The organism is Chitinophaga sp. (assembly GCF_035538455.1).
Classification (GTDB): Bacteria; Bacteroidota; Bacteroidia; order Chitinophagales; family Chitinophagaceae; genus Chitinophaga.
The window spans coordinates 1-20,232 of sequence record NZ_DATLKJ010000057.1 but is presented as its reverse complement, the minus strand read 5'-3'; the positions used below and the strand labels follow the sequence as shown (position 1 = coordinate 20,232).

Genomic DNA, 20,232 nt, shown 5'->3' with positions numbered 1-20,232 from the left:
TACTGCCCTACAGGTGAAAGAAGCTCCTGAAATGTAGGAATTTGGAAATGTAAGAATTTATAAATTCCTACATTTCCAAATTCCTACATTTTTCCTTATTTTTGTAACCAATTGGTTACACATTTAATTCCCAATTATGATGAGAAGAGATGTTTTTCAGGCAATTGCTGACCCTACCAGACGGGAGATACTGGATCTTGTGGCCCGTCAGTCAATGAACCTGAACATGGTGGCAGAGCATTTTCAGATAAGCAGACCCGCTATATCCAAGCATGTAAGGATACTTACAGAATGTGGCCTGATCACTATCCGGCAGGAAGGCCGGGAAAGACACTGCAAGGCCAACCTGCGGCAGCTGAAGGAAGTGTCTGAATGGATTGAACAATACCGTGAGTTCTGGACACGCAAGCTGGATGCACTGAACGTCTTTCTTCAAAAAGAGAAACAAAAAAAGAAAAAACAGTAATTCATCACACTAAAAATTCACTTTCACATGAAAAATGAGCCATTGGTACTGGAACGCACTTTTGATGCGGATGTTGATTCAGTATGGGAAGCGCTGACAGATAACAGTAAGATGAAGCAATGGTATTTCGACATTGCAGCATTCAAACCGGAGGTGGGCTTCAGATTTACATTTACTGCAGAAAACAAGGGCGTACAGTTCGTACATCTTTGTGAAGTAACCGTAGCTGAACCAGGCAAAAAACTGGCCTACAGCTGGAAATACGAAGGCCAGCCCGGCTCGTCGGAAGTAACTTTCGAGCTGTTCCCGGAAGGAAAGAAAACCCGCCTGAAACTCACACATACCGGACTGGAAACCTTCCCTTCAGATACCGGCGATTACAAAAGAGAAAACTTCCTGGGTGGCTGGACTTACATCCTGGACACGTCCCTCAAAGGTTTTCTGGAAAAAGCATAAACAGGGCGCCCTTCCCGGCCGTTCATCCAGCCAGAATCGCATCCAGCTCTCTGGCATAGCGCACCATACCAAATTTCGCTGCTACCTTTTCATGCAGTGCCTGTGGTGTAATAGCTTGTTGAAAGGCCTCTAACAGATGATCGAAATGTTGCAGTATGGCATCATCCGTAAAGCTGATACTATCGGGCAAAAGATGAACGCCCGGGAAGCCCTGATCATACAGCTCACTGATAGCGCCGACTTTTGTGCCAATAACAGGAATGCCTGTTGACAGCGCCTCCAGTGTTACCAGCTCAAATCCTTCAAACATCGAAGGCAGGATCAGCAGATCTCCGGCCGCATAGGCGCCGGCAGCGATATTATCAATGTTCAGTCCCGTTTTAATAGTCGTCTTTGAAAGCCCTGAAAAGCGCACTGTATCAGGTGTTTCATTACATGCGATCAGTAGTCGCCATTTGTCTGATTGCTCAATGATAGCTGCCAGCTGTTCAAGTACATCCAATCCTTTATAAGGCACCAACCTCCCTACAAACAGCAAAGTACGTTGATGGCTATACGGTTTTTCAAACGAATGGAATCTGTTTGTATCCACACAGTTATATAATACTTTGATCTACTCTTCCGGCACCCCATACCACCTGACTATATCCTGTTTTACATTGGAAGATACCGTAATCACCTGCCTGGCCGACATACAATTCCGCTGCTGGAGCCGGGATATACGGCTCAGATGCTCCTCCTTCCGCCAATAAGCCCTCTCCATCAGATGATAACAACCATGTATGAAGTTAAAGTCAACCGGGAAGAATGGAGCTGACTCCCCCTGTGTAATCACCAAATCATTCCGGCGCTTATGCAGCCAGAGATAGGCACTCGTATAACGCGCCATATACACCTCCCTGCGCTTCCTGAAGTGATGATGCCTGAATAGCATTTTAAACAGGCGTCCCAATAAAGTATGCTTTACAAGATAGGTCTCATCAATAAGCTTGGTTCTTCTTCCCTTACCTTGGAAATATTCATCCAGGTAATATACTATTCTTTCCACTCCCCCAGCCTGCGATTTTCCGCTGAAGGAAACAAGGAAAACTTTTCCGGGCTTCATAGTCCATTTTTATTTTTGGGTAGTCTGCATCTCACTCAGAGTCTGCATTTACCCAAACGGTTCCCAATATAAAGACAGGTTATAACTAATTTATTCCATTAAAATACGTCCATTATTTGTCCACACCACAACGCACCTGCTCCTATCGAAAACAAAACGTATATTCAGCCGGAATATTTTGCGACAGGCTTATGGTAACTACTCCTACTTATTCCTTCAACATGACTGACCACCGCAGATCTATCCGCGGTATTGCTGCAATGATGGCCGGTTTCATAATAATCATGTTTACCGGGCTCAAAACTAACCTGAATATAAACTGGCTGATAGGCATCGTGCTAACCTGGTTCCTCATTACCCTATTCCTGCTGATCAGATGGATCTGGCGTCAGGAGAATGTTACGTTATATGCCGACAGACTTTCTTCAGACCTCTATGGTGAGATATATTATGAAGACATCGTCAGAATCTCTTCCCCCTGGTACGCAGATACATACTCAATAAAACTACAGCGAAAAGGTAAAAGATCTGTAACGTGGAGCATGGTCACCTCCGGCAGGGCGCTGATAAAGAATAGCGATGAAGAAATAAAGCTGTTTACTACGTTTACCAATGAACTGTTAAAGAAATCTAAATATCAGCCGGAAAACAAAGCAGCCGGAACCAGCACACATTCCGTAATACAAACTGCCGGACAACAGGAAAAAACATTCCCGTTTAGGAAACCTTCCTTCGTGGTGCCTGTCGGGATCCTCCTGACATTGGTCATATTGATCCGCACCTGCGGCGGAAACTGGTTCAGACGCAATGATATGAGCAGGCTCAAAGAAGCCGGCGTACAACTATTCAACTATAATATGGAAGCAGTGCAGAAAGCCGTAGCAGAACGACTTAAAACCGAAGGCAGCGCCTTTCTGTATACCAACGATCATGCAGCAACCATAAAACTATTTCCCGATATTGATACAGACAACCCGCTGAACATCGATCCGTTCAGATACACTGAAGCCAATCGTAGCATGGAAGAATTCCTCGCACACAAAGACAGCATCCCCCTTCATATATTCATCATCAGCGGCGATAGTAGCATTAGCCGCATGCAGCCGGGTATTGCCGGCTATCCCGACAGTACGGAGAAACAGTTTTTTCTTCGTGCATATGACACCTCACAACATATACGCCCCGCTGGCAGACCACTCAATGATACGGCAGACCTGCAAAAATATCCGGTCTTTGACGTGAGATGGGGCGTGAACGTAAAAGACACCAGCAACCTGGCCATCGCTATAGACAGAAGTATACCCGGCATGCACATCATGCTGAGCCAGATCAGGCTGCGCAGGCACTTTTACTGCTATATGACCGGTAAAGCCAGTAACGGATTCGGTAAAGAGCGATTCACCCTGGCTATCTATGCCTTGAACCAACTGCTCTGCAAGTGTAAAGTGGACACTACTACATTTGTCATGAGGCAGTATAATTAGCCTCTCCAACGGGCAACACCTATATATAGTTTTGACAATTAAGTCAATAAAACGTACTTTCGTGCCCTAAATTATAATGAAAACCGCATCATTGCTGATGCGGTTTCTGTATATGGGTGAATGATTCCGTGTTCGCCAGTTATTGAATAGATTATGAAGACATACTTTCGACTTTTATCTTTTGCCAAACCGATTAGCAAGTACGCACTACCCTATATCCTTTTTACCTTACTGTCAGTACTATTCAGCACAATGAATCTTGCGCTGTTGGCGCCTTTGCTGACAACGCTCTTCCATGAGAACATCAATCTGCAAGCTGTAAAACCAGACAACTGGCTGGATGTTTTCAAAACATTCAACTATTACACCGCTTGGGCCACCAGGGAATTCGGGGCTTTCAATACATTGAAATATGTATGTGGATTTATTGTGCTGTCCGTAACGCTGGGCAATATCTTCCGTTACTTCGCTGACAGAACGATGGAGAACCTGCGTATCCATACCCTGCTGAACCTGCGCCGTGCAGTGTTCAACAACGTAATGGACCTGCATCTCGGCTTCTTCAGCAATGAAAGAAAAGGCGACATCATTTCCAAAATCGCATCAGATGTACAGGTAGTACAATATACTGTAACCTCTACGCTGCAGGTGATTTTCAAGGAACCGGTTACACTCATCGCCTACCTGATAATGCTGTTCATCATTTCAATTAAGCTCACCTTAGCTTCCATGCTGGTCATACCGGTTGCCGGTCTGATCATCTCCAGGATTGTAAAAAAGCTGAAAGCACAGGCTGCTGAGTCACACCAGACATACGGCGTCATCATCAGCTACCTTGATGAAGCATTGCACGGCATCCGCATTATCAAGGCGTTCAATGCAGTGAAGATCATCACCGACCGCTTTGAATTCCAGAACCAGCGCTACTCTGCTATCATCCGTGCTATGGCAAGAAGGCAACAGATGGCCTCTCCTGTATCTGAAACACTGGGGATATTGATGGTAGCCGGCATCGTATTATACGGTGGCTCACTGATCCTTACCAAACAGGGAGATATGGATGGCGCCAGCTTCATCGCTTATATTGCACTGTTCTCACAGATCATGCGCCCGGCCAAAGCTATTTCCAACTCCTTCAGTAATATCCACTCAGGTATTGCCGCCGGCGAACGCGTACTAAAACTGATCGATGAAAAGCCTGCCATTGTGGACGCTCCCGGCGCAGTCGCGCTCACCAGCTTTGATGAGGCGATCCGCTTTGAAAATGTGACCTTCGCCTATGGTGAAAAACCAGTGCTGAAGAATATTACCGTTACCATTCCAAAAGGTAAGTCTGTAGCCCTGGTAGGACCTTCCGGAGGCGGCAAGTCCACGATGATGGACCTTATCCCACGCTTCATGGAACCGCAATCTGGCAAAATACTCATGGGCCCCCACGATATCCGTAACGTTCGCATGGAGTCACTCCGTTCCCTGATGGGTATCGTCAATCAGGAGTCCATCCTTTTTAATGATACAATCTTCAATAACATCGCTTTCGGAAAACCCGGTGCTACCATGGAAGAAGTAGAAGCTGCTGCCAGGATTGCCAATGCACACGAGTTTATCATCAATACGCCTGAAGGATACAACACCAATATCGGCGATAAAGGTTCCCGTCTTTCCGGTGGCCAGCGCCAACGCCTTTGTATAGCCCGTGCCGTGTTGACCAACCCACCCATCATGCTGTTGGATGAAGCCACATCTGCACTGGATACAGAATCAGAAAAAATGGTACAGGAAGCACTCAATAACCTGATGAAAAACCGTACCTCACTGGTAATCGCACACCGCCTCAGCACCATCCAGAACGCAGATCTCATCCTGGTGCTCGACAACGGACAAGTTGTTGAACAGGGCACACATCTTGAACTGCTTGGCAATAACGGCCTGTACAAAAAACTGATCGACATGCAGACATTTACTTCTGCAGACGAAGAGTAAAAACACCCCCTTTCATAAGGATATAAAAAAAGACCTCCGCAGAATATCTGCGGAGGTCTTTTTTATATCCTTATAGCTAATACCTAAATCCTAATGATGATACCCATTAGCACAATAAGTAATGCCTTTATTCAAAGTGTCCAGGTATACACGGTAATTGATATTCTCATGAACACGGTCATTCAGCGCATGATGCAGATGATAACAAATTGCTTTCAGCTTCACCTTCTTCTGGCTCAGACCAGAATTGATAAAACGTGCCGCCAGTTCAATGTCTTCGTGACCCCACCCCTTCAGCTCATTATTATAACCGTTCACTTTCATGAAATCATTCCGCCAGAATGCACAATTGGCGCCTATAAAGTTGTTGGAACGTTTACTTTTTTTGATAACAAGCGGAGCCAGAAGAGGAATACGCAGTGCATTGAATCTGTTTCTGATACCTTTTCCAAATGCTGAGATGCGTTGAAACTCTCCGGAGTTAAGAAATCTGTTTGTTTTACCCTCCGGCAGCAACACACGGCTGCCACGAATATAGAATCCTTTTTCAGCTTCGTTCCTGTGGTCTTTAATAAAGTCAGGGTGTAATACAATATCTCCATCTATCTCAACAATATACGCTGATTCAGTTCCTGCAATGGCCTGATTGATGATAATGGTCTTACGGAATCCTTCATCAGGGTGCCAGAAGTGCTTTACTGGTACAGATGAAACCTTCGCGAAAGCATTGATAACAGCGCGGGTAGGCTCCCCTGACCCATCGTCTGCGATAATGATTTCGTCCGGTAAAACACGTTGTCTTAATACACTATCGAGAACCAGTTTTAATGCTTCAGGCCAATTATACGTACTAATTAATAAGGCCACAGATATTCTATCACACATATATTATCTGAATCTAAAAAAATTACAAACATCATTACATTGCTGAAAACAATCCATTCGGTCATCACAGGAATGAAAACCTGGGTATCCCCTATTTAACTTTAAACCTCTGATCTGCGTTGCACCCGCTGGCATATGGTTTTACCAGCGGACTTGATCAGCTTCAATTGTAGGTTCATGCCATTCATTGAATTAAACGTTAAAATCTTCTTCCTGATATATATTAACGCGATAAGGGCCTCATATGTTACAGTAACTTTTCCACTCAGGAAGAAAATCTTTCAATAAAGTTGTGCCAATCAATACGTAACGAACTGTTTTTCTTAGTTGTTTTCGTATGATTTGCTGGTTTTTTAGCGTTTTATTAAAAATTAATGCAATTTATAATTAATTATCTGAATTGATATAAAAAATTTTGCGGGCAAAGTTACGAATATTACTCCCCTCCTATATCAATCTTTTTTACGAGTTCCTGCCTTACCTTTTCCGGCACATTACTGAGCAACCTGTACCCTGTTGCTTTTTCTATTTCATCAATAGTAGTGAGATATGCAGACCATTTGGTATTCACATCATTATCGTTCGGCGTATTCACCGCAATAATTCTCGTATCCCTTGTAATACGCTGCAGGTCGTTGTTTCCGTCAGGTATCACAACCATCACTTTCCAGATGTGCGCAGGCACCGTCACACTCCCTCCTATCTTCCCTGCATGGCCTTTACTACCATCGCCTCCACTACCATAACTACCCATGATCACATATACTTCATTCCCATTATTTACCAGCGAACGAGTGTAATTCTCCAGATTAGCCCATAAATGCTGGTTATGGTTAGGCGCCTGCGGAATGATATTAGTCATCAGAAAAGTAGCTTCATTGGCTTCTCTGCTGTGCGTACGGTCTCCTGACGGACAATTATGCCCACGGTCAAACCCGCTGCCATTATAATTGGATTTGGTCACCTGCAGCCAGTCCGCGGGCAGGTCTTCATCCGGCCGGAAATCATTGCCCCGCGATATACTGCCCAGGTCCATACGCGACACATGCCAGCATACCCAGTTCGGTGTACCTCTGTCGCGGTTGTATGATAACCGGTAATAGCCTTTATCCATCATATAATTGTTGGCCATCACCACCTTTGCAGTCGCATTGCTGGGATTTCCCAACAGCATATTATCATCATCCCCCGCAGAACCTTTATCTCCCGGCCTGGTTGCTTCATCAGGCCGTGTAACAGTCGCTGATGGCTGCTTCCCGCCCGCTGTTACAGTAAAGACATCGAAGCACAACCTGCTGTTGCTGTCGTCTGTCTTACGGATGCTAAAACGTATGGATCCTGTAGCCGCCACCGTGAAAACAGCGCTGCGTAGTTGATGCTGATCAACGGTGATGGTATTACCCGTTTTGTAATAACGCTGTCCGCGGTTAGTGGAAGCCCACAACTCCCAGCTACCGCTTTCATCATTGCCGTGCAATGCGTATTTCAGTGTAACGGTTACCGTACCCTTCGCAACAATATCAAAGTTCATAGTGGCAGCGCCACTGTTCTTGATACGCAGGCACTGGCTGCCTGTTTTATGGTCATCAGCTAGTGAGCCGGTCACCGCATCTTTAAATTTCCAGGAACCACTTGCCAGCTCCGCATCCCCGGCATTGTAGCTGGTTTTACTGCCCGTTTCAAAATCTTCGCGCAGCAATGGCCGCACAGCGGCAGACTTGCGGTGATGTTTCTTATGTGAGGTCTTTGCAGAAGGAACAACTTCTTTGTCGCCCGCTATACGCCGGGCACAGGTAGTAACAATAAATGCAGCAACGATCAGTATAACGATAACGCCTAAACTATTATTCTGCTTACTGCTTTTCTTTTTTTTCTGAGTCTTCTTATTCTTCTTAACTGGCATAGTACAGTAACGAGCGAGCGCGAATATAGTATAACATTATTACTATCATCGATATTAAAAACTTAAATTTGCCCACCCGGAAGCTACTACACACCCGGACTACAACGCAAAAGCCGGAATAACCATATTTTGCTGTCCATGATTTTTCAAGTGTATCTTTTATCTTGAATTATTTGCTATGAACGACCAACATAAAAAAAATATTATCATCATCGGTTCGGCAGGTCATGCCGCCGTAATCGCTGATATATTGCTGTTGCAACACGAATATCATCTGACCGGCTTTATTGATTCCTATAAAGAAAAGGGCAGCCGCTGCTTCAAAGACCTGACGGTATTAGGCAACGAATATGATCTGCCTGCCCTCATATCGCAGCATAATATACACGGTGGCATCGTAGGCATCGGCGATAACTGGACCCGCTACCAGGTAACAACAAGGATCACCGGCATACTTCCTTCATTTCGCTTCATCAATGCCATTCATCCATCCAGTGTTATATCTCCCAACGCCATACTGGGTACCGGCAATATGATCTCAGCCAATGCCGTTATCAATACCGGCAGCCGTATCGGCAACGGTTGCATCATTAATACCGCTGCCTGCATTGAGCACGACAACACCATGGGCGACTACGCCAGCATTGCACCCAACGCCGTTACCGGCGGCAATGTACATACCGGCGCCTTCACCGCTATCAACATCGGCGCCGCCATCATACACGGCATCACAATAGGAGAACACACTGTTATCGGCGCCGGCTCACTGGTACTGAAAGATGTATCACCTTACAGCATTTACTATGGCTCCCCCGCAAAATGGGTAGCAGCACGGAACACCGGCGACAAATACCTGTAACTCTTTGAGGTGCGCAAAATGAAAAATGTATGTTATACACCATAAGAACAAAATACAGACATGATATTAAAAAGTGAAAAAGCTGTAAAGAGATAACTCCTTACAGCTTTTTCGCTTTAATCTTCGTGCATAAACATTCACATTTCAATCCCCCATCACAAAAACAAACTTCAATCTCCGCACATCAGGACCATCAAAAGTAATCAGGAGAATCACAGTTAAAAGAAAAGTTGTGACAACACATTCGTCACATCACTCGCTTTAGGCTTCAGACCCAGAAACTTTGCAAACTGAGCTGCAGTGAGAATCGTTTTTAGTTTAGAAAAGAGCCCCCCCTGCAAGCCGCTGAACTTCGACGTGTAGGCAGCAGGGTTAGTTTGCTGCAAAGGAAGGATACCTGCCTTTTGCTTAAGGAAACCAGTAACCAGGTCAAGCACTTTGGGCTGTTGCGCGCCGGATAACCCCAATGAAGGTGTAAGCTGCGACAAAATAGATTTTCCTGCTGTTACTGTACTACTGGCGCCACCTGCGCTGCTCTGTATAATACCAGTGGCTTTCCTGGCTTCGTCGGGAATACTTTGCGCCTGCAAATAGGTAGCAGTGAAAGAACCAATGCATACAACGGTAATGAATACTTTTTTCATGTAATGGGTGAATTTAGGTTGTGTAATATTTGTTATTTGAGGTGATAAATGCGGTATTAAATTGAGGTTAATATAAATATAGTGAAATATTTATAAACATAATGACCGGCTCTGTCCGGAATAAACAAAAGTTTGTCCCGTACGCACAAATCCACCCATCCCAACTACCGTAATTTTGTCCCGCATTCAACACTGCAATATCCACGCACCCAGATAGGTAGCAAAGGGATCAGATAATTTTTGAGAAAGATAAGCCACAGATAATTATTACGGATAACAGTCTGGCAGATTTACAGGGATTAGCTCCAGGGGAGCTTGCCAGACAGATCATATCCAATGGTGCACATGCCAGCTTCAAGGACGAACTGACTGAATATTTAACCCATTGCCTGTCAGCTACAACTTACAGGAGGCATAGGCTGGCATGTTCGCTTTTCGGGAAACGGAACCATACTTAAAACTGTTCACGTATAAGTGTGTGAGGTGACGATGAATAAAGAAGCCGGTTCAACACTGAGAACCGGCTTACTTTTTATAGTTGCTGCATAGCTGATCGCAGCTCTTCTCCTTCTTTCGTTACAATATCCGGCCGCACACCGTGGTCTTCCCACGCCTCCTTCGTTCCCGGTATAGCCGGCGCTTCTATAGACACCGATATCACCAGCATATCATTTACTACATAAAACATATTGTGATTAGCGGCGCCCGCCGAAGGCTGCCCTATAATCTTCGCACGGTGATTTGCCTGCAACACACAAGCCAGCGCCTCTGCTGCCGACGCACTTCCCTTGTTGATAAGCACATATACCGGGGCCTCATATTTCATGCCTGGCTCAACTGCCACTGAACTGTCTATCGTAATTTCCCCCTTCCGGTTATGAAACTCCAGCAGCGGAATACCTGCCGGCAGAAAACAACTCTCCAGTATCGAAGTAGTATCTCCTCCGCCGCCACCATTACCACGTAGATCGATAATCAATCTGCGGGTGCCCGCCAGCTTTTTCATAGCAGCTCGGAGCACCGGCAGACTGGCCCTTGAAATGTTGATCTGCGACAGCTGCAAATACCCTGTATTCCCTTCCAGCACCGTCACTTCCTTGAATCCGTAATTGTTACGGCGCGCTTCTTCTCCATAGAAAAAATCATCAGCGCCATGCTGGTTATCGGGCTTGGTGCCACGCTCCCGGAGCGCCTTCACCTTTTCAGGACTAAAACGGACATAAAGATGTCCGTCCTGGCTATAGCTTCTCAATATAGTGTTGGTCAATGAGTCAAATTCTTTCCAGTAGCGGACATGCTCAAATACCCTTTGCTTTTCCTGCGCTAACAGGTGTTGTGCGATAGCGGTTCCCTTCTCTTTGTAAACATAATGCTCGTCTATCATAGTGGCTATAGCGCCGACAGATGCGCTGATCTCCGCCTGGGATATAGGCGTCATGGGAACATGTTTCCCCGCTTGTAACTGTGATTGTGCAATGGTAAATAGTGGAGTAACCAGTAAGGCACAGGTGACAATCATTCTTAGAAAGCTTTGCATAGACTTTATTTGCTCCAAAGTTCTGCAAACAGCCCCAAAAAAAATTGTATCAAATTAGCGTGACTATAATTTACGGTAAGCCCGCGGAAGAAACCCCGTACAGGAGCGGAACGTACGGATAAAATGGCTCTGGTCAAAGAACCCGCAATACAACGCCACGTCTGTCAGCGACATATCCGGTTGTCCGATCAGGTGCAATGCCCGGTCAATCTTTATCTTCCGCATATATTCCCCCAGCTGGCAGCCGAAGTAGTAAGGGAAATAACGCGACACCGTTACCGGATGTACACCCGCAGCTGCGGAAATCTGCTGCAGCGAGAGCGTTTCATTCCAGCTATCGTGGAGCAACTGCCTTACTTTTTCCACCCACAGCGGCATAGCTTTCTGCTCCTGATGCGTCAGCGGTGCGCTGAACGTATGCAGCAACAATGCATCCACAGACGCTTTAACGCTGTTATCACCGGCGAGGCATTCACGGTAAATGTTCAGCACCGCAAATTTTACGGCAGGATCTCCCTCGCGGTACTGGTGAAGCATACTGAAATGCAGGTCATGCGCCAACAGAAAAGAATCCTCTATAGCGATATTGAGATTCTTTGTAGGATGAAGCGTATGGCTGTTCCTATGCATTTCGCCACTGTTATAGTAGGCAATATTTCCGGTAGAAACTACTTTCTCTCCGCTCCTCCTTTTCTCAATATTGCCGCCTTTGATAGTCAGGGAGAGATGATTATTCTCGTGACAATGCCAACCTTCATATACCGGTTCGCGGTATTCGGCCTCACTCACAATCACGCCGTCAGCCTCGTAGTGGTGGCGGGTATTGCCCAGGTATGTTGCTTTTTCCAGGATGCGCATGGTTCAAGTTACACAAATTCAGCTAACGACAATTATTTCCACCTGATTTCGCCAAATACAATCTCCCCGTAATTATCCTTCTCAAATAAAATCCCGATACGGCGGCTATCCAGCCATACCAGATCAGAATAAGCAGCATAGTTCCGCTGATTATTGCCACTTTTAGCTACCACAAAAGATTTATTCCAGGTCACACCATCATCGTCACTGATGCGAAGCGTAAGATTGTCACGTCGGGAAGTATCTGCCGCATTACTGAACGCCAGCACCGCCTTGCCCTTCTTCCATCCCAGCCACAGGATGCTGCCCTGGCATACCGGATCCGGCAGTTGCAGGTCATAGTCCTGCTTCTCCCAGGTAGCCCCGCCATCCGCACTCAACGCCACTATGCGGGCCTTCACATTGCCCTGCTGGTTCCGCGCATTCATCAGGAGCCTGCCGCCGGAGATCTCCACCGCCATAGATTCGTTAGAACCTGCTATAGCCAGGCTTTCTCCAAGATGAAAAGTTTTGCCGTGATCATCTGTATAAAAACCATGTGCCACATAGTCGCGAAACGCTTTCCGCGGCGCACCGGCAGAATGGTTGGCAGCCACATATATCCGCCCCTTATACTTCCCCCCGGTGAACTGCATCGCATGGCCCGGCGTAATCGCATAACTCCGCCAATCTTCCACAAAATGATAAGCAGGATTGATAGCCGGCTGGTTCGGACGATGTGCCGCCGTAGTAATGTTCGTTCCAGCAGACCAGGTCTTGCCGCCGTCAACCGATGTCTTATACCAGACCTCCCGCAAGCCCCTTCCTTTCCTCACCTCCCCCTCCCGGTTATTACCTGTATTATAAAAAAGGAAAAGTCTGCCGGATGGGAATGCGGGATCACTCAGATCCACCACCGGCGCAGGATTACCCGCCTGCAAGGTATCGTTATCCGCCACTGTCTGTATCGCAGACCAGGTACGGCCGTTATCACTGCTGTGCTTCATCACAATATCAATGTTCCCGAAATCATCAGCATCACGTACACGCCCTTCCGCGAAGACCAGCAGCTTTCCTCCAGGTAAGCGTACAATGGCGGGAATACGGTAGCTGGCATAGCCATCCGTCCCTGATACAAATACCGGCAAAGTGTTTACCTGCGCGGATGACAGCAAATAGGGACAAAGGAATAACAGGAACAAAAAATTTTTCATGCTGCTTAAGATAGCAAGAATTATTGTCAAACAACAATCATATAACATAATGATCACCTACCCAACAGCGGTACGACCAGCAAATCGCAGTAAATTTGCTCCCTCATAAAATAAACGGAAATTGCACAACGAATATACCAGGACCAGGTACGTGTACCTGATACTGATCCTGGGCTCACTGACAGCTTTAGGGCCATTCTCAATTGATATGTATCTGCCGGGATTTCCGGCCATTGCCAAAGACCTGGGCACCGATGCCTCCAGCATCGCCTACTCTCTTTCCAGCTTCTTCATCGGCATTTCAGCAGGACAATTACTATACGGCCCCCTGCTGGACCGCTTCGGAAGAAAAAAACCGCTCTATATAGGACTGGTGCTGTACATCCTGGCTTCTGTCGGATGCGTATACGCATCAACATTAAACAGCCTGATAGTCCTCCGCTTTGTACAGGCAATAGGCAGCTGTGCGGCTACGGTAGCCTCCGTGGCGATGGTGCGCGATCTGTTCCCCATTAAAGAAAACGCCAGGGTCTTCGCCCTGCTGATGCTCGTACTCGGTACCTCCCCAATGATAGCGCCCACCGTAGGTAGTTATATTACCAGCGCCTTCGGATGGCATGCGGTATTTGTAGTGCTCAGTATAATCGGCGCACTGGTGCTGCTGGCCACTATCATAGGGCTTCCGGAAAGTTATAAGCCAGACACCAGCATGTCATTGAAGCCGCGGCCTATCATCAATAACTTCATACAGGTGCTCACCGAACCACAGTTTTATACCTACGCATTTACCGGCGCCATCGGCTTCTCCGGCCTTTTCGCCTATGTGTCAGGCTCTCCGCAGATATTCATGAACATCTATAAATTGACAGATAAACAATACGGATGGGTGTTCGCCGGATTGTCCGTAGGATTCATCGGCGCCGGTCAGGTGAACAGCTTCCTGCTGCGCCGCTTCGAAAGCAGGCAGATAGTACCCATAACCCTGATGGGACAAGCAATCAGCGGACTCATTTTCGTCTTCTGCGCATGGAACGATCTGCTTAATCTTCCGGGTATCATCGCCCTGCTGTTCATTAACCTCGCTTTCTGCGGTTGCTTGAACCCTAATACTGCCGCACTTTCCATTGCTCCTTTCGATAAGAATGCAGGCAGCGCCTCCGCGCTGATGGGTGCATTGCAATTGGGGCTGGGCGCCCTCATCTCCACGCTTATCAGCGCCTGGCATATGAGCACCCCGACCCCACTCGCAATAGCCATGTGCGTACCCGCTATACTGGCGATGATCGTATTAATGACCGGCAGAAAACGTATAGGCAATACCGTAACCTCACCCGGCAAAAGCGAGGCGGTAATGGTGCATTAACAACATATTATTCTACGGCTACCGCCCACAGGTACCATGCTGTGTGCGGCAGCCACTGCTCTGCCCATCGCCAGTCGTAATCCTTTCCTGTAACGGCATAGGAAATATTGAAGGCAATATCGTCTTCATCATCCAGGCCAGAGGTGATCCCATTTACAATACCACCGGGGGCATTGGTATATTCAAACGTACCAAAGAAACCATACGCCGGGTTATTATGTCCTGTGCCCTGCAACATGCAGGCATCAAACGGATTCAGACCCAGTATCCAGTTCAGCTGATCGGTAGCAAATACTTCCAGGCTGTCGCGGAAAGGAGATTCATACAATGACGCCGCCATACGCGCTGCCGCGGCCATAGAGCCAAGCCGGGCATTCTCTCCCTGCCACCACGGCGCCGCCTCGCTGTGATGCGGAAAAAAGAACGCAGTATGCCTCGCACCCGTTGTATCCTGCACCAGCTGCCGGCTGTAGCCGAAAGGATTATTCACTTCATGCGTGACCGCCAGTTCAAATTGCAACGACAGCTTCATCGCCTCGCGGATCTTTTGCCGCATGGCCGGATCAGCCACCGGGTAATAAAGCAGCAAGCTCACTACCGGCAGGCCTGCATCTGAAGGGTGAAAGAAAGGCCGGTCGTTGTTGTCTGCACGCCAGTAATGCTCATATTGTTTCCAGGAATGCAACCTCTCAGTCAGCTGCGCTGCACGCTTGTCTGCGGCAGCTTTGTATACGGCTTTGTGCGTGGCCTTATACAGCTCCGTAGCGGCTGTAAGAGCACAATAGTCATCTACAATATTCTCCTGCCCATCGTTAGTCATCTCAGCATTATGCGCCGCTAAAAAAGCGTAAGCCTCTTCTGCCGCCCTCAGATAGTCTGCATGGCTGTATTCCCCCGAAGTATCATAAGTAGACGCCTTCGCCAGCGCAGCAATGGCCAGTCCCCCGCCAGAACGGAAGCTGCACTGATAGCTGCGCCAGTCATCTCCTTTCTTGTCCCTGCTGAATACCTGGTCCTTGGTTTTCTTAATGGCATAAGCATCATCTTCTGCCCGGATCACACGGTCCGCAGCCTTCTTCGCTGCACCTGGTGAAGATACAGACCGGTAAAATGAACCGTCTTTTGCATGTGTGCGTGCCAGGTAGTCTGCCCCATACATGGCTTCATCCAGCAGCCTCCGGTTGAACTGCCTGAAATCATTACCCGGTCGGCGGCGCAGCAGATCGTAAGTATTGATAAGACTGTAAACCGTCAGGGAGATCTGCTGGGGATTGAAATAAGAAGAGAAAGAAAGGTGCGATAAATGTTTACCATAGTCGCCGGTAGCGTCATACCAGCCGCCATGAGCATCAATACGGGTGCCCGGTTTGCCGGAGAGCTGTAACGCATGATCCGCTTTGTCCAGCAGGCCCGTGCTGCGCTGTCCCTTGAAATAGTAGATCACATCTGAAACAGTCTGTTGCTCCAGTATATTCTTCCCTATCTTAAAAACAGTCGACGTTATAATCGTATCGGCTGTACGTACGGCCACCCTATAAGCGCCGGCGGCGCTATATCCGCTGAAATCCACAGACCAGAAGAGACGGCCCTTCCAGCCTTTAACCGCACCACGGGATACAGGCGTTCCCGTTAGTACCGCCGCCCCGGTGGTTGCATTAATAAGACTGAATGATAACGGCTTAAACCCTTCGCCTGCAGCTACAATGGCTTTCTTGGAACGGCTGGCTTCATACCCTGCCTGGTTTACCACTACCAGGACTGATTGCGCCTTCAGCCATCCCGGCAAGGCAAGTATGACCAGCAATAAAGTGGCATAGTATAACATACGGGAATTCATAGCATGATTTTTTTCCAATATAAAAAACAGACCCCAGGTATTTCGCAATTTTTATACTGCTGCTACATTACAACACGACTATGTTACTTTTAATAAGCCCATATGCCGTCCAGGCATCACAACCAAATAATCATGTCCCTCAAAACCCACAACCACGCGGCCTTCAGCGCATTTATCCTGGGTAATCCGCTTTACCGCAAATACCTGTTATACAGCAGTATCTTTCTCTGCGCAGGCTTTATACTATTCAAATTACTGTACCCCTCCGCCGATTACTTTACGGACTCCCTCTATTACATCATGGTAGCTACAGGTGACGACAACGGCTACATACGCCCCGCAGGATATGCTTTTTTCCTGAAGGGCGTCCACTACCTGTTTACCTCGTCCTTCATGCTGGTACTCATACAGTTCCTGCTGTTGCAGGCATCGGGGCTTTACTTCTTCTTTACCATACTGTATGTATTCAGGTTACCTGATAAGATAGCCACCCTGTTGTTGATCCTGATTGTAGGTAACCCGCTATCCTTCTATGCAGCCAACCTGGTTGCCAGTGACTGCCTGTTCACCATACTAAGCCTGTTGTGGATGACAACGTTGATACATATTGTATATAAGCCGTCATGGGGATATATCATCGCGCATACGTTGCTGCTGGGGTATATCCTGCTGGTAAGGTATAACGCGCTGTCCTACCCGCTGGTGGTATTGACAGCCCTGTTCCTCAGCAAAATGAAACGGAGTGGTAAGGTAATCACAGGAGTACTGTCCGTTGCCATTACAGTATTGGTCATATTTCAATTACAACAACATTTCTACAGAAAAACCGGCATACATCAGTTCACCAACTACAGCGGATGGCAAACTGCCAACAATGCATTATACATGTACAGCCACGTACCGCGGCGGTCCTGGGAAATCAAGGGTACGGAAGCCAGGCGGATACACCGGATGGTAAAAACGTTCTTCGATACCAGCCATGTAACACTCACCAATATCAGTCCCCGTGAGGGCTCTCTATATATGATCAACCCCGCCGGACCACTTAAAAATTATCTCTTCACCGTACTTACCAAAAATCCGAAAATACCGTTCCTCAAGGCTTTCAGCATTACAGACGTGGCAATAGGCGATTATGGAAGACAACTTGTACTGCAACACCCCTGGGAATATATACGCTATTATGTACTGCCTAACACTATGGTCTATCTCTATCCCCCGCTGGAACAATTTGAATATTATGCAGAAGGTAGGACCGGCCTTTTTGCCCTTGCGGCAGCATGGTTCAATATAGAAGACCCGCAGCTAACCTGCTTCCACCCGGCACTACAACAATACGTACTTCTCCTGGCCCCCATGCTGTTCCTTATACTCCACCTGCTACTGGGTGCTTCCCTTTATATGGTGCGCCCGAAGCCGGCCTGGCTGGTACAGCATCCAACTGCTGCCAGAGTTATTACACTGCTGTTGGTATTTGTACTGGCGAATGCGCTCTTCAGCATACTCGCATCGCCGGTGGTAATGCGCTACCAGCTGTTTGCCTTCACAGTACTGCTGGCGCTCGTAACTGTTTTGATCAACGCCATACCGCCACTGCGGAAACTATTGTTTGGCATGAAGGATACCTGAAAAAAGGGGTGTATATTTAGCTATCCCAAATATTTATAACATGTCAGACAACGAAAAATTGGCAGACCGCGTACGCGAATTCCTGGCTGCATCCACCAACAAAATAGAAGAAAAGAAAATGTTCGGAGGCATCTGCTTCATGGTGAACGGCAAAATGTGCGTAGGCGTAAGGCCGGAACGGCTAATGGTACGCCTCGATCCCGGCAAATCAGATGATGTAGCGGAAGAAGAAGGATGCGGACAGATGACGATGGGCAATAAGATAATGAAAGGATATTTCTTCGTCAACAGTGATATGCTGAAAACCAGAAAACAGCTGGAATATTGGATGACAAAGGCGCTCGCATATAACAAATTTGCAAAGCCATCCAAAAAAAAATAAAAGAGCTGATTTCACAACCAGCCCTTTTATCACTATCAGAGCTCGCAACAACAGGTACTTGTATCTACACAAGTGCCGGTTCCCTTGTTAAGCTGTGCGCATAGAGCTGCACACGCAATAGGAACCAGAAGAGCACAGGTAATTAAAGGGAAACAAGTCACCCGGAATGCCTTGCCACCCAGTGTTGCTTTTAATTCATTCCTTTTTAAATTCTTACCGATAGATGCAATGTTTTTCATGACTTAAATGGTTGAGGGTAAAAAAATAACGTGATAATACAGGCTGTTTAAATGATAGATCCGTCAAACGTGAAAGCCATATTAATATTACCTATTCTCCCTGCGATCACAAATGATCTGCCGGATATTTCCGCCGATGGCGGTTACAGCGAAGATGACGATGAATGCAAATAATACCGCGATAAAGAAGCATCTTTTACAGTGGACATTTCTGATGATAATCGATTAACTCTATAGGTGCGTCCTCTATAACGAAACCACTGTAATATGCTTGTATTTCATCCAGTACAACCTCTACCTCTTCCACGGTTTTGAGCACCACGAGGCGGCTGCGGAATTCTTTGATATTAGGAAGGCCTTTCAGATAATTGGCGTAGCAGCCACGCATCTCATTAATCCCCGCTATGGGACCTTTCCACTCCACTGACAAACGGAGATGCTTTTTGGCAACTGCAATACGCTCCTGCACAGTGGGACCAGCCATCAGTTCGCCGGTCTTTACATAATGCTTAATCTCACGGAACAACCACGGATAACCGATCACTGCACGCCCGATCATAATCCCATCCACACCATAACGGTTCTTATATTCCAAAGCTTTTTGCGGCGAATTAATATCGCCATTACCAAAGATGGGTATTTTTATTCTTGGATTGTTCTTCACTTTGCCAATCAGGGTCCAGTCGGCTTCACCTTTATACATCTGGCAGCGGGTGCGGCCATGAATAGCCAGCGCTTTGATACCAACGTCCTGTAAACGCTCTGCTACCTCTTCAATATTCTTCGAGTCATCGTCCCAGCCCAGCCGGGTTTTCACCGTAACCGGTAGCCGGGTCGCCTTCACACAGGCTTCCGTAAGACGTACCATGAGATCCAGATCTTTAAGCACGCCTGCGCCTGCTCCGCGGCCAGCCACTTTCTTCACGGGGCAGCCAAAGTTAATATCCAGCAGATCCGGATTGGTAACATCCACAATTTTCGCAGCCATGGCAAGACTGTCTTCATCTCCACCGAAGATCTGTATGCCTACAGGCCGCTCATATTCGAAAATATCTAATTTCTTTCTGCATTTGATGGCATCACGGATCAGCCCTTCACTGGAGATAAATTCCGTATACATCAGATCGGCGCCGGCATCCTTACACACCGCACGGAACGGCGGATCACTCACATCCTCCATAGGAGCCAGAAGAAGTGGAAAATCAGGCAGCGTTATGTTGTCAATCTTTACCATGAGGCCGCAAAGATACGCAAATGTCTGAACTGTGATTTGTGTGATTGGTTTGATTTTCCTAATGAAAATATATGCAAAGGATCTTTCATTCGTTCGATATTATTATTTTCAATAAATACTATAATACTCATTACTAACTTCGCACATATCTTCGTACATCAGAAAAATCAAACCA

General features: G+C 47.0%; 19 protein-coding genes. 9 read left to right on the top strand and 10 right to left on the bottom strand.

Annotated features, from left to right (window positions below):
* The first annotated feature begins 136 nt into the window (after nt 1-136).
* Both VM802_RS07205 and VM802_RS07200 read left to right on the top strand, forming a co-directional pair.
* Nucleotides 137-466 carry an ArsR/SmtB family transcription factor gene (locus VM802_RS07205; RefSeq protein WP_325529146.1) on the top strand — a complete coding sequence of 110 codons (330 nt, stop codon included), beginning with the start codon at nt 137-139 and terminating at the stop codon, nt 464-466.
* A gap of 27 nt (nt 467-493) precedes the next feature.
* Entirely contained in the window at nt 494-922 is a 429-nt protein-coding gene (locus tag VM802_RS07200) for an SRPBCC family protein (protein ID WP_325529145.1), read from the top strand.
* A 22-nt stretch (nt 923-944) separates the two neighbouring features.
* Here the strand turns inward: VM802_RS07200 and VM802_RS07195 are convergent, their stop codons facing one another.
* Complete coding sequence (locus VM802_RS07195) at nt 945-1,514, bottom strand: glycosyltransferase family 4 protein (protein WP_325529144.1); 570 nt, start codon at nt 1,512-1,514, stop codon at nt 945-947.
* A 21-nt stretch (nt 1,515-1,535) separates the two neighbouring features.
* On the bottom strand, nt 1,536-2,027 hold the full coding sequence (locus tag VM802_RS07190) for a glycosyltransferase family 4 protein (RefSeq protein WP_325529143.1): 492 nt from the start codon (nt 2,025-2,027) through the stop codon (nt 1,536-1,538).
* 191 nt (nt 2,028-2,218) lie between these two features.
* Between VM802_RS07190 and VM802_RS07185 the strand changes: the two genes are divergently transcribed.
* Both VM802_RS07185 and VM802_RS07180 read left to right on the top strand, forming a co-directional pair.
* A complete protein-coding gene (locus VM802_RS07185; protein WP_325529142.1) occupies nt 2,219-3,511 on the top strand; it encodes a hypothetical protein in 1,293 nt (430 codons plus the stop codon).
* A gap of 252 nt (nt 3,512-3,763) precedes the next feature.
* Entirely contained in the window at nt 3,764-5,494 is a 1,731-nt protein-coding gene (locus tag VM802_RS07180; protein ID WP_325529141.1) for an ABC transporter ATP-binding protein, read from the top strand.
* Between the two features lie 90 nt (nt 5,495-5,584).
* Here VM802_RS07180 and VM802_RS07175 read toward each other — a convergent pair whose 3' ends face one another.
* Together VM802_RS07175 and VM802_RS07170 are read right to left on the bottom strand one after the other, a co-directional pair.
* Nucleotides 5,585-6,361 carry a glycosyltransferase family 2 protein gene (locus tag VM802_RS07175; RefSeq protein ID WP_325529140.1) on the bottom strand — a complete coding sequence of 259 codons (777 nt, stop codon included), beginning with the start codon at nt 6,359-6,361 and terminating at the stop codon, nt 5,585-5,587.
* 454 nt (nt 6,362-6,815) lie between these two features.
* Entirely contained in the window at nt 6,816-8,282 is a 1,467-nt protein-coding gene (locus tag VM802_RS07170; protein ID WP_325529139.1) for a DNA/RNA non-specific endonuclease, read from the bottom strand.
* A 178-nt stretch (nt 8,283-8,460) separates the two neighbouring features.
* Here VM802_RS07170 and VM802_RS07165 point away from each other — a divergent pair, with 178 nt between their 5' ends.
* The gene (locus tag VM802_RS07165; RefSeq protein WP_325529138.1) at nt 8,461-9,141 is read left to right on the top strand and encodes an acetyltransferase; all 681 of its coding nucleotides are present in this window, start codon (nt 8,461-8,463) and stop codon (nt 9,139-9,141) included.
* Nucleotides 9,142-9,359: 218 nt separating this feature from the next.
* On the opposite strand, the gene VM802_RS07160 is transcribed toward VM802_RS07165, so the two are convergent.
* From VM802_RS07160 to VM802_RS07145, 4 genes are all read right to left on the bottom strand, one after another.
* A complete protein-coding gene (locus VM802_RS07160; protein WP_325529137.1) occupies nt 9,360-9,785 on the bottom strand; it encodes a hypothetical protein in 426 nt (141 codons plus the stop codon).
* Nucleotides 9,786-10,317: 532 nt separating this feature from the next.
* Complete coding sequence (locus VM802_RS07155; RefSeq protein ID WP_325529136.1) at nt 10,318-11,322, bottom strand: S41 family peptidase; 1,005 nt, start codon at nt 11,320-11,322, stop codon at nt 10,318-10,320.
* Nucleotides 11,323-11,385: 63 nt separating this feature from the next.
* Nucleotides 11,386-12,180 (bottom strand): helix-turn-helix transcriptional regulator, encoded by a 795-nt coding sequence (locus tag VM802_RS07150; protein ID WP_325529135.1) that lies wholly within the window; start codon nt 12,178-12,180, stop codon nt 11,386-11,388.
* A gap of 32 nt (nt 12,181-12,212) precedes the next feature.
* A complete protein-coding gene (locus tag VM802_RS07145; protein WP_325529134.1) occupies nt 12,213-13,373 on the bottom strand; it encodes a sialidase family protein in 1,161 nt (386 codons plus the stop codon).
* Between the two features lie 121 nt (nt 13,374-13,494).
* On the opposite strand from VM802_RS07145, the gene VM802_RS07140 reads away from it, so the two are divergent.
* Nucleotides 13,495-14,736: a multidrug effflux MFS transporter gene (locus tag VM802_RS07140; RefSeq protein ID WP_325529133.1), complete on the top strand. Its 1,242-nt coding sequence runs from the start codon at nt 13,495-13,497 to the stop codon at nt 14,734-14,736.
* Nucleotides 14,737-14,743: 7 nt separating this feature from the next.
* Here VM802_RS07140 and VM802_RS07135 read toward each other — a convergent pair whose 3' ends face one another.
* Nucleotides 14,744-16,573, bottom strand: coding sequence for a glycoside hydrolase family 9 protein (locus VM802_RS07135; protein WP_325529132.1), 1,830 nt, complete (start codon nt 16,571-16,573; stop codon nt 14,744-14,746).
* A gap of 132 nt (nt 16,574-16,705) precedes the next feature.
* On the opposite strand from VM802_RS07135, the gene VM802_RS07130 reads away from it, so the two are divergent.
* From VM802_RS07130 to VM802_RS07120, 3 genes are all read left to right on the top strand, one after another.
* Complete coding sequence (locus tag VM802_RS07130) at nt 16,706-18,202, top strand: hypothetical protein (RefSeq protein ID WP_325529131.1); 1,497 nt, start codon at nt 16,706-16,708, stop codon at nt 18,200-18,202.
* Nucleotides 18,203-18,242: 40 nt separating this feature from the next.
* Nucleotides 18,243-18,584 (top strand): TfoX/Sxy family protein, encoded by a 342-nt coding sequence (locus VM802_RS07125; protein ID WP_325529130.1) that lies wholly within the window; start codon nt 18,243-18,245, stop codon nt 18,582-18,584.
* Nucleotides 18,585-18,874: 290 nt separating this feature from the next.
* On the top strand, nt 18,875-18,997 hold the full coding sequence (locus VM802_RS07120; RefSeq protein WP_325529129.1) for a hypothetical protein: 123 nt from the start codon (nt 18,875-18,877) through the stop codon (nt 18,995-18,997).
* A 22-nt stretch (nt 18,998-19,019) separates the two neighbouring features.
* Here VM802_RS07120 and dusB read toward each other — a convergent pair whose 3' ends face one another.
* Nucleotides 19,020-20,057: a tRNA dihydrouridine synthase DusB gene (gene dusB, locus VM802_RS07115; RefSeq protein ID WP_325529128.1), complete on the bottom strand. Its 1,038-nt coding sequence runs from the start codon at nt 20,055-20,057 to the stop codon at nt 19,020-19,022.
* Nucleotides 20,058-20,232 lie beyond the last annotated feature (175 nt).